The sequence below is a fragment of the Streptomyces sp. NPDC058663 genome, assembly GCF_042716745.1.
Taxonomy (GTDB): domain Bacteria; phylum Actinomycetota; class Actinomycetes; order Streptomycetales; family Streptomycetaceae; genus Streptomyces.
This window is the reverse complement of the sequence record NZ_JBHXRV010000011.1, coordinates 115,580-127,413: the sequence shown is the minus strand read 5'-3', so window position 1 is coordinate 127,413 and position 11,834 is coordinate 115,580. Positions and strand designations below refer to the sequence as shown.

Sequence of the window (11,834 nt, the reverse complement as noted above, 5' to 3'; positions counted from 1 at the left end):
GGCGGGAGCTGGGTGCCGAACCCGCCGGGTGGTCCTCGGGGACGGCGGGAGCTGGGTGCCGAACCCACCGGGCGGCCCCTCGGGGGATGCGGGGGCTAGATGCCGAACCCGCCCAGGCGGTCCTCGGGGGACGACGGAGTCCCGCTCTCGGACGAGTCCTCGCCGCTGCCGCCCTTGCGGAGGCTGTCCAGGTCCGCCTTGACCGAGTCGACGGGGATCGCGAAACCGAGCCCGACACTGCCCGAGCTGCTGCCCGACCCCGAACTCGGCGCGTACATCGCGGAGTTGATCCCTATGACCTCACCACGCATGTTGATCAGCGCACCACCGGAGTTGCCCGGGTTCAGCGAGGCGTCCGTCTGGATCGCCTTGTACGTGGTCTTGGACGAGCCGGTGTCCCCGTTGAACCGCTCCCCGCCGAACTCGAACGGCCATCCACCGTCCTGCCCGCCCTGACCGCCCTGCGACTGCCCCTTGTCCTGGTCCTTCGAGACGGTGACGTCACGGTCGAGCGCGGAGACGATGCCGCTGGTGACCGTGCCGGACAGCCCCTCCGGCGAGCCGATCGCGACGACCTCCTCACCCACCTTGACGTCCTTGCTGCTGCCCAGCTTGGCGGTCGGCAGCTTGCTCGCGCCCTGGAGCTTGATCAGCGCGAGGTCCTTGTCGGGGTCGGTGCCGACCACCTTCGCGGTGTACGTCTTGCCCGTGGACAGGGTCACCTTCACCGTGTCCGCACCGGCCACCACGTGGTTGTTGGTGACGATCTCGCCGTCCCCGGTGATGATCACGCCGGAGCCGGTCGAGGCTCCCGCGCTCGACGTCGCGCTGATCTCGACGATGGCAGGGCCGACCGCCTGCGCCACGCCCGCGACCGTACCCATGCTGGACTGCGAGACGTTCGTACCGACCGCGCCCGTGCCGTTGCCGGTGCCGTCACCTCCGCCGGCGTACCGCTCGGTGACGTAGGCGGCCCCGCCGCCGACCGTGGCCGCGACGATCGCGACGGCGGCGAGGAGGGCGACCGGCCGTCCCGCGCGGGCCCGGTGCGCGGTCGGCGCGTGCCCGGGCGGCGGCGGGAAACCGGCGTACGACGGAGAGGGCTGCGGGACGGGCTGCGCGGCGTGCTGCGTGGAGGGCTGCTCGTCGCCGGGACGCGGGGTCTGCGGGGTCTCGTTCGTCATGCTCATGAGCTTCGCGACGCAGTATGAGAACTGGCTGAGGACAGCGTAAGAAGGCGGGCAGATTCCCGTATGCCCGATATAAGGGCGGCCGGAGCCGGCCCGGTCTGAGGGCGGCGGGATCAGGAGGGAGCCACCCCCCCCCCGGCGGTCAGGCGCAGCCGCAGGAGCGCCGCACGATCAGCGCGGAAGGGAACTGCTTGACGCGCTCGCGCCGGGAGCCCGCCACCCGCAGCCCGTCGTCCAGCACCAGGTCCACCGCCGCACGGGCCATCGCGGGCCGGTCCGAGGAGATCGTGGTCAGCGGCGGGTCGGTGAGGGCCGCCTCCTTGACGTCGTCGAACCCGGCCACCGCCAGTTCCCCCGGCACGTCGATGCGCAGCTCGCGGGCGGCCCGCAGTACGCCGATCGCCTGGTCGTCCGTGGAGCAGAAGATGGCCGGCGGGCGGTCGGGGCCCGCGAGCAGCTTCAGCGCGACCTGGTACGCCGAGTACCTGTCGTACGGGGCCTGGAACAGCCGGCCCTCCGTCGTCCTGCCCGACTCCCGCATGGCCCGGCGCCAGCCCTCCACGTGATCGGCGACCGGGTCACCGACGGACGGGGTGGACTCCACCCCGCCCAGGCAGGCCACGTACGCGTGGCCGTGCTCCAGGAGGTGGCGGGTGGCGAGCTGGGCGCCGCCCACGTCGTCGGTGACCACCGCGACGTCGTCGATCGCCTCGGGGCGCTCGTGCAGCAGCACCACCCGGGCGTCCCACGCGTCGATCTCCGCGGCCGCGCTCTCGGTCATGCCCTGGCTGACCAGGATGAGGCCCGAGACGCGCATGCCGAGGAAGGCGCGGAGGTAGTGCACCTCGCGCTCGTTGCGGTAGTCGGAGTTGCCGACGAGCACCATTTTCCCGCGCTCGGCGGCGGCCTGTTCGACCGCGTGGGCCATCTCCGCGAAGAACGGCTGCCGGGCGTCCGGCACGATCATCCCTATGAGGTCCGTCCGCCGGGACGCCATCGCCTGCGCGACCCGGTCCGGGCGGTAACCCAGCTCCTTGATCGCGGCGAGGACACGCTCGCGCGTGGCCGGGGCGACCGGCCTAGGTCCGTTGTTGATGACGTAACTGACGACCGCGGTCGAAGTCCCCGCCAGTCGCGCCACATCGTCCCGCGTCACCTTGGCCACGGGCTGGAGTCTACGCGGATGGACCAGGTCACAGGCCGGTCGTCGCAAGGATGTGGCCGACTTGGTACCGGATGCTCCGGTTACGGCCGAATCGGCTAATCCGCGCCCGCCGGTTCCGCCGGCCGGGTGACGGAGGCGGAGGCACGCGCCCGGGCCTTCTCGGCCTCCCGGCTGCTGTTCCGCTTCTCCGCCTCCTCGGCCGAGCGGTCGGTCTTCTCCGGCACGACGAAGCGGTAGCCGACGTTGCGGACGGTCCCGATCAGCGACTCGTTCTCGACGCCGAGCTTCGCCCGCAGCCGCCGTACGTGGACGTCGACCGTGCGCGTACCGCCGAAGTAGTCGTACCCCCAGACCTCCTGGAGCAGCTGCGCCCGGGTGAAGACCCGGCCGGGGTGCTGCGCCAGGTACTTCAGCAGCTCGAACTCCTTGAAGGTCAGGTCCAGGACCCGGCCCTTGAGCTTCGCGCTGTACGTCGCCTCGTCGACGGAGAGGTCGCCGTTGCGGATCTCGGTGGGGATGTCGTCGGCCGCCAGGTTCTGCCGGCCGGTCGCCAGCCGCAGCCGCGCCTCCACCTCGGCGGGCCCCGCCGTGTCCAGGAGTACGTCGTCGACACCCCAGTCCGCGCTGACGGCGGCGAGCCCGCCCTCCGTCACCACCAGGATGAGCGGACAGCCGGGCCCGGTGGACCGCAGCAGCTGGCACAGCGACCGCACCTGGGGGAGGTCGCGGCGGCCGTCGATCAGGATGGTGTCGGCCCCGGGGGTGTCCACGAGTGCGGGCCCTTCGGCGGGGGCGACCCGCACGTTGTGCAGCAGCAGGCCGAGGGCGGGAAGCACCTCCGTCGACGGCTGGAGGGCATTGGTGAGGAGCAGCAGAGAACTCATCGCGCCCCACCTGCCCGCACTGCCCGCATCACTTGCTGAGTCGTCGTTTTCGGTTGGTGCACGTTTCGCCTGCCCATAACGTCGGTTCCTCCTCGGTCCCTGCGAGGACGTTTACGGCACTGCTTCGTACTGCGTACTGCTCACTGCGTACTGCTCACTTCGAACTGCGTGGTGCTCCATTGCTAGGCGGAAGGCCCCCGCGCCCCGGGGTCCGACCTGCCCGTTTCCCGCTCTCTTGCCCTGTTCTTTCCCAGGCCTTTAGACCCGCGGAAAGCACAAAAGGACCCGGGGGCAACGGTGCCCGAGTCCTCTGCCCAGCAGAATAGCCCAACCGACAGCGCGGGTGACCGTGCGCTTGATCACTCCTGCCAACCGGTGCATCACCCTCCGTTCACTCCCCGTACGGGCGGAACAGCGGTCTCCGGAGCACTGACCACCGGCGACGCGGAGGCATTTGTACGGGTCCGGGCGGGGAGTACGGCACGGGGGGCGCACAGAAGCACGCGCGGGCGCGGACGCCGGACGCGGGGGCTCCGGCGGAGGGCGGGCGGTGCGCGGGCGGAGGGCGGGGGGTACGCGGGGGATGGCCCATCATGGACAGCTGACGAAAGGAGTGCCGCCATGGCAGCGGGCACCATCCGCTTTTGGGCGGCGGCCAAGGCCGCTGCCGGTACCGGTGAGGAGCCGTACGCGGCCGAGACCCTCGCCGAGGCACTGGACACGGTCCGTGCGCAGCACCCCGGGGAGCTGGTGCGGGTGCTCCAGCGGTGCTCGTTCCTGGTGGACGGCGATCCGGTCGGCACGCGCGACCACGGGACGGTACGGCTGGCCGAGGGCGGCACCGTCGAGGTGCTCCCGCCGTTCGCGGGAGGGTGACGGGACATGAGCAGCGACAGGAACGGTGACGGCCGGTACCCGTACGAGGGGCCGCCTTACGAGGGGGCATCGTACGAGGGTGTGCCGTACGAGGAGCCCTCGCAGCCCGGACAGCCCTCGCAGCCCTCGTACGGCCGGCAGCCCGCCGGGGAGCAGCAGTTCCAGGAGCCGGGCGGGCAGCTGCCGTCCGCCGAGGACCCGTACGCCACGCAGAGCTGGCAGGGGCAGACCTGGGACACCCAGTACCAGCCGGTGCAGCAGCCGGGCTACCAGCAGCAGCACCCGTACCAGCCGGAGCCGCAGCAGCCCCAGCACCCGCACCAGCCTCAGCACCACTCCCAGCCTCAGCAGCAGCACCAGCCTCAGCACCACTCCCAGCCTCAGCAGCAGCCCCAGCACCACCAGCCCCCATACTCGCCGTACGCGCAGGCCCCGCAGGCCCCGCACGCTCAGCAGGCGTCGTTTCCGCAGGGGAGTGCCGCCGACACCGCGTACCTGCCCTCGCAGGGCGGGAGCGGGCCCGTCGGTGGACCCTCCGGGGCGTATCCGCTGCCGCCTGAGGTTCCCGTGCGGGCGGCTGCCGCCGAGCCGGAGCCCGTGCACGGGTCGGCGGCTGCGCAGCCCCCGGCCCCGCAGGCGAACGCTCCGTACGACGATCCTGCCGCGCCCGCCTACAGCTCCCCGGCGACCCGTGGCAACGCCCGGATCACCGACGCCCAGCGTGCCCGCGCCGAGGGCAGGTCGCCGATCATCGACCCGGGGTTCAAGCCCGCGCTGCTGACGGCAGTGCTCGCGCTGCTGATCGCCGGGGCGGCGCTCGTCGGGCCGTTCGCGGTGGTGGTGCCGGTGGTGCTGCTACAGGCGGTCACGGCGGCCGGCTGGTTCCGGCTGAACGGGATGTGGCCCGCCCGGCAGGGCATCGCGCTCGCCTTCCTCGGCGGTCTGGTCGCGGACGCCGCGATCCTCGCCGTCGACACCGTGCACGCGCCCGTCGCGATCCTGGGCACGCTCGGGGTGTGGGTGCTGCTCACCCTCGTCCTGCACCTGCGCAACCGGATGCCCGCCGACGAGCGGCTGTACGCGCTCACCGCGGGCGTCACCACGGCCGCCCTGACCGTGGTCGCCGCGGGGCTGCTCGCGGCCGACGGCAAGGCGGCGACCGCCGGTGCGGTCGCGGTCGCGGCGGCCGTCGTGGCCCGCGCGCTGCCACTGCCCACTCCGGCCTCCGTCGTCGTCGCCCTGCTCGCCGCGGCGGGCGCGGGCATCGCGGCCGGCGGTGTGGGCGGGCTCGGCGGCGGCGGAGCGGTGATCGGCCTCGGGGCGGGGGTGTGCGCACTGATCGGGCTGCGGGTGGCGGCGTACGACTACCCGTCGAAGTTCGTGCACATGACGGCCGGGGTGGCCCTGCCGCTCGCCGCGGCGGCGCCCGCCGTCTACATGCTGGGCCGGGCCTTCGCCTGATCCAGTGCGCGGAGAGCGCCGTGTGCGCCCTGCGCGCCGCGTGCGCCGTGTGTGACGCGGTCCGTTCTCCCAGGGGTGCCGTACCCCGGGGGAGCGGGCCGTTCGGCGTTGGGCGGGAATGGTGTGGATCTCACCGGTTAGGCTCACGTTCAGTACGGGGGCCAACGAACGCGGGTGGGGGAAACACCGACAATGCGCGCACTTCGCATACTTCTGATCCTGGGCGTGATCCTCGGCGGCATCTTCGTCGCCGTGGACCGGCTCGCGGTCAACTACGCCGAGTCCGAGGTGGCGGCCAAGGTCCGCACGAGCCAGGGGCTTTCGGCCGAGCCGCAGATCGACATCAAGGGCTTCCCCTTCCTCACCCAGATCGTCTCCAAGGAGCTCGACCAGGTCGACGTCACGATGGACGGCGTCGAGGCGAACAGCGACGGCAAGCGGCTGCGGCTGGGCCGGATCACCGCCGAGCTCCACGACGTCGTCCTCACCAACAACTTCTCCTCCGCCACCGCGGCCCGCGCCACCGGCACCGCACTGATCAGCTACGCGGACCTGACGCGCGCGGCGGGCGACAAGGACGTCAAGGTCGGCTACGGCGAGAACGGCAAGGTCAAGGTGACCGGCACCGTCTCGGTCATGGGCCGGGAGATCTCCCGCAGCGTGCTGTCCACGGTGACCCTCATGGACGGCGGCAAGTCGATCTCGGTGCGCGCCGACGAGGTCCCCGGGCAGGGCATCCCGGGCATCGAGGACATGATCCGCAAGAAGATCGACTTCGTCCGTCAGATCGGCGGGCTGCCGAACGGGCTCAAGCTGGACAAGGTCACCCCGACCGCGTCCGGCGTGGAGATCGGCGTCGTCGGCACGAACGTGAAACTGGCGGGGTAGCGGCCGGGCAGCGGTCGATCAGCGGGCCGGAGAGCCGGCCGGACAGCGGGCCCGGCAGCGGGTCGGGCCGGATGGCGAGACGGAGGCGTCCAGTCCGCAGGACGTGAAGCGGTACGAGCGGTGCGAGGGGCCGGGACCACTGTCCCGGCCCCTCCTGCTGTCCCACAGGGTGGACGATCTCGTCTCAACATACGACACGCCGGTGACACGCCCACCCGTTCCTCCCTACGATCGGTCCCATGCAGCAGCGACAGGCGGACCTCACGAAGCGGCGGGCAGTAGACCTGTGCCGCGTCGCCGCCATGCTCTGTCGCCGCGCTGCCTGAGCGGGATCCCGGCCGGGCCGAGCCCCCGACTCCCGCTTCCCCAGGGCGATTTGCGCCCCCACTCCGTATTTCCGTGCCGCGTACCGACCCGTACCTACGGCTCCGCCGCCGTACCCGGACACCCGCGCACCGCCCCGCCGTAACTGCCCCGGAGGAGAAACACCATGAGCCGCAGCGACGTACTGGTAGACGCAGACTGGGTCGAGGCCCACCTCGACGACCCGAAGGTGGCCATCGTCGAGGTCGACGAGGACACCTCCGCGTACGAGAAGAACCACATCCGCAACGCGATCCGGATCGACTGGACCAAGGACCTCCAGGACCCGGTCCGTCGCGACTTCATCGACCAGGCCGGCTTCGAGAAGCTGCTGTCCGGGAAGGGCATCGGCAACGACACGACCGTCGTCCTGTACGGCGGCAACAACAACTGGTTCGCCAGCTACGCCTTCTGGTACTTCAAGCTCTACGGCCACGGCGACGTCCGCCTGCTGGACGGCGGCCGCAAGAAGTGGGAGCTGGACTCCCGCGACCTGGTCGCCGAGGTCCCCTCCCGCCCGGCCACCTCGTACAAGGCACAGCCGCAGGACGAGTCGATCCGCGCCTACCGCGACGACGTGATCAAGGCGATCAACAACCAGAACCTGGTCGACGTCCGCTCGCCCGACGAGTTCAGCGGCAAGCTGCTCGCCCCGGCGCACCTCCCGCAGGAGCAGTCGCAGCGCCCCGGCCACGTGCCCAGCGCCCGCAACATCCCGTGGTCGAAGAACGCCAACGACGACGGCACCTTCAAGTCGGACGACGAGCTCAAGGCCCTCTACGAGGCCGAGCAGGTCGATCTGGCGAAGGACACCATCGCGTACTGCCGCATCGGCGAGCGCTCGGCCCTGACCTGGTTCGTCCTGCACGAGCTGCTCGGTGTCGAGAACGTCAAGAACTACGACGGCTCGTGGACCGAGTACGGCTCCCTGGTCGGCGTGCCGATCGAGCTCGGCGCCAACAAGTAGGCCTCCTCCCCCTCGTAGGCCCTCCCCCTCGTAAGTCCCCTCCCTCCCTCGTTTTAAGGACTGAACCATGTGTGGAGCCAAGGCAGGCGGCCCCGACGCCTCGACCATCAAGCCCGGTGAGACCACCATCCAGGGCAGCGTCACCAAGGACGGCGAGCCGGTGACGGGCTACGTCCGTCTGCTGGACTCGACCGGTGAATTCACGGCCGAGGTCCCCACCTCCGCCACCGGACAGTTCCGCTTCTACGCGGCCGAGGGCACCTGGACGGTGCGCGCCCTGGTCCCCGGCGGCACGGCGGACCGTACGGTCGTGGCCCAGACGGGCGGTCTGGCGGAGGTCGCGATCGCGGTCTGAGCACCGAGCGGCGCACGGAACCGGCCGGAGGGCCGCACTCACAGGGGGTTGGACGCTTGCCTGTGACGAAGGGTGCGGTTCTCCGGCCCCGTGCGTTGTCCGGGCCCGAGCCGCACGGGCCCGTCCGGGGCCCCGCGCCGTTAGGGTTCCGCGTATGTCGAAGAAGCTCGTGATCAAGGTGACCGCGGGGGCCGATGCCCCGGAGCGGTGCTCGCAGGCGTTCACGGTGGCCGCGGTGGCGGTGGCCAGTGGGGTCGAGGTGTCGCTCTGGCTGACCGGGGAGTCGTCCTGGTTCGCGGTGCCGGGCAGGGCGGCCGAGTTCGAGCTGCCGCACGCCGCCCCGCTGCCGGACCTCATCGAGTCGGTCCTCGCGGGCGGGCGGATCACGCTCTGCACGCAGTGCGCGGCCCGGCGGGAGATCACCGAGGACGGGGTGCTGGACGGTGTACGGATCGCGGGCGCCCAGGTCTTCGTCAGCGAGATCATGGGCGACGGGGTCCAGGCGCTCGTCTACTAGAAGTGCAGGAGACGGGCTCAGTACGGCCGGTCCCGTTTGCTCCGGCCGTCCAGTTCGTCCCACCAGTCGTCCGAGCGGTCGTCACCCGTGGTCTCGTCCCACCACCGGTCGCCGGGCCCCCGCCGGTTCGCGACGATGGCCGCGAACGGCGGAATCAGCGCCGCGACCACGCACATGCCCACCGCCACCGGCACCGACCACAGCCGGACCAGGGCGCACGCGGTGATGAAGAGGACCAGGCACGTCCCCATCATCAGGAAGTAGTCGCGGCGGCGACGTGCGTACATGTCTCCACCGTACGGCGGTCGGCCCAGCGCGACGAACCTCACCGAGAGGGCTCGGCCCCGGCCGACTAAGCTGAGGGCGGCCCGTACCCACCTCTCGATCGTCGCAAGGAGCACCACGTGCTTGAGGCTTTCTTCTCCGCCCTGCTGGTCCTGGTCTGCGTAGGCGTCCTCGCCTTCGCCGGTCTGACCGTGAAGAAGCTCTACCAGGGCCAGCGCTAGTTCCCGACCGGCCCTCTCCCGCCGTCACCCCCTACACAGATCGCCTGAGCCCCTCATGATCGAGATCCCGTCCGACCTGCACCCGGACCTCGTCCCCCTCGTCTTCCTTCTCGGAAAGTGGACGGGTGCGGGCGTCACCGACTTCCCCGGCCAGGAGAAGGCCAACTTCGGCCAGGAAGTCACCTTCAGCCACGACGGCCGCGACTTCCTGGAGTACGTCTCGCACTCCTGGATCCTGGACGCCGAGGGCAACAAGGTGAAGCCCCTGGAGACCGAGTCCGGCTTCTGGCGCATCGACAAGGACCGCAAGGTCGAGGTCGTCATGACCCGCGACAGCGGTGTCGTCGAGATCTGGTACGGCGAGCTGGCCGCGCAGAAGCCGCAGATCGACCTGGTCACCGACGCCGTCGCACGGACCGCCGCCTCGGGCCCGTACACCGGTGGCAAGCGGCTGTACGGCTATGTGAAGAGCGACCTGATGTGGGTCGGCGAGAAGGCCACCCCCGAGGTCGAGCTGCGCCCGTACATGTCGGCGCACCTGAAGAAGACCGTGACGCCCGAGGAGGTCGAGGCCATGGCCAAGAACCTCCCCGACATGCCGGACGACGGCATCGCGTTCTTCCGCTGAGCCCGCCGGGCCCGCCGACTCCTCCGGTTGCTCACCGCGCTGCCTACACTGGGCCGTGTGGTGAGCACCGACTGGAAAAGTGACCTGCGGCAGCGCGGCTACCGGCTGACACCGCAACGGCAGCTCGTGCTGGAGGCCGTCGACGCGCTGGAGCACGGTACGCCCGACGAGATCCTCGTCGAGGTGCGCAAAACCGCGTCCGGCGTCAACATCTCCACCGTCTACCGCACCCTGGAGCTGCTGGAGGAGCTCGGGCTCGTCAGCCATGCCCACCTCGGGCACGGCGCGCCCACCTACCACCTCGCCGACCGGCACCACCATCTGCACCTGGTGTGCCGGCACTGCTCCGAGGTCATCGAGGCGGACGTCGAGGTGGCGGGGGACTTCATCGCGAAACTCCGCTCGGGATTCGGCTTCGAGACCGATATGAAGCACTTCGCGATCTTCGGGGTGTGCGCCGCGTGCACGGCGAAGAAGGATGCGGCGGGCGAGTAGCCCACGAGTCGTAGGCTGGGGTGCATGACGAGTCCCCTGCTTGCCCTGCCCGGAGCCGTTCCCGCCGAGGGGCGTGACGAAGGAGTCGCCGCGCACTACGGCGACCTGTTCCGTGAACAGCGCTCGCTCGCGGACGGGAAGGGGTTCGTCGACCTCTCGCACCGGGGCGTACTGAGCGTCAGCGGCGCCGACCGGCTCGGCTGGCTGCACCTGCTGATCACCCAGCACGTGACGGAGCTGCCCGCCGGGCAGGCGACCGAGGCGCTGGTGCTGACCGCCAACGGGCACGTGGAGCACGCCCTCTACCTGGTGGACGACGGCGAGACGACCTGGGTGCACGTGGAGCCCGGCACCCAGGGCGAGCTGATCGCCTACCTGGAGGGCATGAAGTTCTTCTACCGGGTGGAAGTCGCCGACCGCACCGAGGAGTTCGCGGTGGTGTGGCTGCCCGCCGGTTCCATCGCCGAAGTCCCCCCGGACGTGGTCGTACGGGAGACCCCGCACGGGCGGGACCTCTTCCTGCCGCGCAAGGACCTGGAAACGTACGCCGCCGGATACGGGCCGGCGGCCGGTGTCCTGGCGTACGAGGCACTGCGGGTCGAGGGGCACCGCCCCCGCCTCGGCTTCGAGACCGACCACCGGACCATCCCGCACGAGCTCGGCTGGATCGGCAGCGCCGTACACCTTCAGAAGGGCTGCTACCGGGGGCAGGAGACCGTCGCCCGCGTGCAGAACCTCGGGAAGCCGCCGCGCCGTCTCGTCTTCCTGCACCTGGACGGCAGCGAAGTGCACCTGCCGCCGTCCGGTACCCCGCTGCGGCTCGCGTCGGACGGCCCCGAGGGACGCCAGATCGGGTTCGTCACCACCGCCGTGCGCCACCACGAACTCGGCCCGATCGCCCTCGCCCTGGTCAAGCGGAACGTGGCGCTGGACGCCGGGCTGCTGGCCGGGGACACCGCGGCGGCACAGGAAGTGGTCGTCGAGCCGTAGGCGTACCGGCGGGCAGGCGACGGGCGGCGTACCCGCGGGCGGCGTACCCGCGGCAGCAGGCCTGCGCCCGTCACCCGTCAGACGTCGATCAGCACCGTGAACGGGCCGTGGTTCGTCAGGGACACCCGCATGTCCGCGCCGAACCGGCCCGTCTCCACCGTCGCGCCCAGCTTCCGCAGCTGCGCCACCACCTCGTCGACCAGCGGCTCGGCGACCTCGCCCGGAGCCGCGGCGTTCCAGGTGGGGCGCCGGCCCTTCCGGGCGTCCCCGTACAGAGTGAATTGCGAAATCACGAGAAGTGGCGCATTTACGTCGGAGCAGGACTTCTCGCCCTCAAGAATCCGCACCGACCACAGCTTGCGCGCCAGCTGCGCCGCCTTCTCGGGCGTGTCCTCGTGAGTCACTCCCACCAGGACACACAGGCCCTCGCCGACGACTTCGCCGACCGTCTCGCCACCGACGACGACGCTCGCACCGTCCACCCTCTGCACCACAGCTCGCATGACGACCATGATGCCTTTTCCCGATGTCCTTCTTCGTACAAGGGCC

General features: G+C 71.0%; 15 protein-coding genes. 10 read left to right on the top strand and 5 right to left on the bottom strand.

Features of this window, described 5'->3' with window-relative positions; genetic code table 11:
* Positions 1-95: 95 nt before the first annotated feature.
* The 3 genes from ACFWVV_RS10920 to ACFWVV_RS10910 all read right to left on the bottom strand — a co-directional run bounded on the left by ACFWVV_RS10920 (position 96) and on the right by ACFWVV_RS10910 (position 3,239).
* Positions 96-1,190 (bottom strand): trypsin-like peptidase domain-containing protein, encoded by a 1,095-nt coding sequence (locus ACFWVV_RS10920; protein ID WP_384345889.1) that lies wholly within the window; start codon positions 1,188-1,190, stop codon positions 96-98.
* 142 nt (positions 1,191-1,332) lie between these two features.
* On the bottom strand, positions 1,333-2,355 hold the full coding sequence (locus ACFWVV_RS10915) for a LacI family DNA-binding transcriptional regulator (protein ID WP_384345886.1): 1,023 nt from the start codon (positions 2,353-2,355) through the stop codon (positions 1,333-1,335).
* A 95-nt stretch (positions 2,356-2,450) separates the two neighbouring features.
* Positions 2,451-3,239 (bottom strand): winged-helix domain-containing protein, encoded by a 789-nt coding sequence (locus ACFWVV_RS10910; RefSeq protein WP_384345884.1) that lies wholly within the window; start codon positions 3,237-3,239, stop codon positions 2,451-2,453.
* 621 nt (positions 3,240-3,860) lie between these two features.
* On the opposite strand from ACFWVV_RS10910, the gene ACFWVV_RS10905 reads away from it, so the two are divergent.
* From ACFWVV_RS10905 to ACFWVV_RS10875, 7 genes are all read left to right on the top strand, one after another.
* On the top strand, positions 3,861-4,115 hold the full coding sequence (locus ACFWVV_RS10905) for a MoaD/ThiS family protein (protein ID WP_384345881.1): 255 nt from the start codon (positions 3,861-3,863) through the stop codon (positions 4,113-4,115).
* A gap of 6 nt (positions 4,116-4,121) precedes the next feature.
* Positions 4,122-5,576, top strand: a complete 1,455-nt coding sequence (locus ACFWVV_RS10900; RefSeq protein ID WP_384345879.1) for a hypothetical protein — start codon at positions 4,122-4,124, stop codon at positions 5,574-5,576.
* A gap of 192 nt (positions 5,577-5,768) precedes the next feature.
* Complete coding sequence (locus tag ACFWVV_RS10895) at positions 5,769-6,464, top strand: DUF2993 domain-containing protein (protein WP_384345876.1); 696 nt, start codon at positions 5,769-5,771, stop codon at positions 6,462-6,464.
* A gap of 239 nt (positions 6,465-6,703) precedes the next feature.
* Entirely contained in the window at positions 6,704-6,790 is an 87-nt protein-coding gene (locus ACFWVV_RS10890; protein ID WP_384346055.1) for a putative leader peptide, read from the top strand.
* A gap of 164 nt (positions 6,791-6,954) precedes the next feature.
* Positions 6,955-7,794 carry a sulfurtransferase gene (locus ACFWVV_RS10885; RefSeq protein ID WP_384345875.1) on the top strand — a complete coding sequence of 280 codons (840 nt, stop codon included), beginning with the start codon at positions 6,955-6,957 and terminating at the stop codon, positions 7,792-7,794.
* 67 nt (positions 7,795-7,861) lie between these two features.
* Positions 7,862-8,149, top strand: a complete 288-nt coding sequence (locus ACFWVV_RS10880; RefSeq protein WP_384345872.1) for a DUF1416 domain-containing protein — start codon at positions 7,862-7,864, stop codon at positions 8,147-8,149.
* A 154-nt stretch (positions 8,150-8,303) separates the two neighbouring features.
* Positions 8,304-8,666, top strand: coding sequence for a DsrE family protein (locus tag ACFWVV_RS10875; protein ID WP_384345869.1), 363 nt, complete (start codon positions 8,304-8,306; stop codon positions 8,664-8,666).
* Between the two features lie 17 nt (positions 8,667-8,683).
* Here the strand turns inward: ACFWVV_RS10875 and ACFWVV_RS10870 are convergent, their stop codons facing one another.
* Entirely contained in the window at positions 8,684-8,953 is a 270-nt protein-coding gene (locus ACFWVV_RS10870) for a DUF3099 domain-containing protein (protein ID WP_384345867.1), read from the bottom strand.
* A gap of 274 nt (positions 8,954-9,227) precedes the next feature.
* Between ACFWVV_RS10870 and ACFWVV_RS10865 the strand changes: the two genes are divergently transcribed.
* From ACFWVV_RS10865 to ACFWVV_RS10855, 3 genes are read left to right on the top strand one after another with little or no spacing between them, the layout of a single operon-like run.
* The gene (locus ACFWVV_RS10865; RefSeq protein WP_384345864.1) at positions 9,228-9,800 is read left to right on the top strand and encodes an FABP family protein; all 573 of its coding nucleotides are present in this window, start codon (positions 9,228-9,230) and stop codon (positions 9,798-9,800) included.
* A 57-nt stretch (positions 9,801-9,857) separates the two neighbouring features.
* Complete coding sequence (locus ACFWVV_RS10860; protein WP_384345861.1) at positions 9,858-10,295, top strand: Fur family transcriptional regulator; 438 nt, start codon at positions 9,858-9,860, stop codon at positions 10,293-10,295.
* Positions 10,296-10,319: 24 nt separating this feature from the next.
* Positions 10,320-11,285, top strand: a complete 966-nt coding sequence (locus ACFWVV_RS10855; RefSeq protein WP_384345860.1) for a YgfZ/GcvT domain-containing protein — start codon at positions 10,320-10,322, stop codon at positions 11,283-11,285.
* A gap of 77 nt (positions 11,286-11,362) precedes the next feature.
* Here the strand turns inward: ACFWVV_RS10855 and dtd are convergent, their stop codons facing one another.
* On the bottom strand, positions 11,363-11,788 hold the full coding sequence (gene dtd, locus ACFWVV_RS10850; protein ID WP_384345857.1) for a D-aminoacyl-tRNA deacylase: 426 nt from the start codon (positions 11,786-11,788) through the stop codon (positions 11,363-11,365).
* Positions 11,789-11,834: the final 46 nt, after the last annotated feature.

Coding starts and splice junctions, on each gene's coding strand:
- ACFWVV_RS10920 (WP_384345889.1), bottom strand. CDS start 1,190: ATGAGCATGACGAACGAGACCCCGCAGACCCCGCGTCCCGGCGACGAG.
- ACFWVV_RS10910 (WP_384345884.1), bottom strand. CDS start 3,239: ATGAGTTCTCTGCTGCTCCTCACCAATGCCCTCCAGCCGTCGACGGAG.
- ACFWVV_RS10905 (WP_384345881.1), top strand. CDS start 3,861: ATGGCAGCGGGCACCATCCGCTTTTGGGCGGCGGCCAAGGCCGCTGCC.
- ACFWVV_RS10900 (WP_384345879.1), top strand. CDS start 4,122: ATGAGCAGCGACAGGAACGGTGACGGCCGGTACCCGTACGAGGGGCCG.
- ACFWVV_RS10895 (WP_384345876.1), top strand. CDS start 5,769: ATGCGCGCACTTCGCATACTTCTGATCCTGGGCGTGATCCTCGGCGGC.
- ACFWVV_RS10890 (WP_384346055.1), top strand. CDS start 6,704: ATGCAGCAGCGACAGGCGGACCTCACGAAGCGGCGGGCAGTAGACCTG.
- ACFWVV_RS10885 (WP_384345875.1), top strand. CDS start 6,955: ATGAGCCGCAGCGACGTACTGGTAGACGCAGACTGGGTCGAGGCCCAC.
- ACFWVV_RS10880 (WP_384345872.1), top strand. CDS start 7,862: ATGTGTGGAGCCAAGGCAGGCGGCCCCGACGCCTCGACCATCAAGCCC.
- ACFWVV_RS10875 (WP_384345869.1), top strand. CDS start 8,304: ATGTCGAAGAAGCTCGTGATCAAGGTGACCGCGGGGGCCGATGCCCCG.
- ACFWVV_RS10870 (WP_384345867.1), bottom strand. CDS start 8,953: ATGTACGCACGTCGCCGCCGCGACTACTTCCTGATGATGGGGACGTGC.
- ACFWVV_RS10865 (WP_384345864.1), top strand. CDS start 9,228: ATGATCGAGATCCCGTCCGACCTGCACCCGGACCTCGTCCCCCTCGTC.
- ACFWVV_RS10855 (WP_384345860.1), top strand. CDS start 10,320: ATGACGAGTCCCCTGCTTGCCCTGCCCGGAGCCGTTCCCGCCGAGGGG.
- dtd (WP_384345857.1), bottom strand. CDS start 11,788: ATGCGAGCTGTGGTGCAGAGGGTGGACGGTGCGAGCGTCGTCGTCGGT.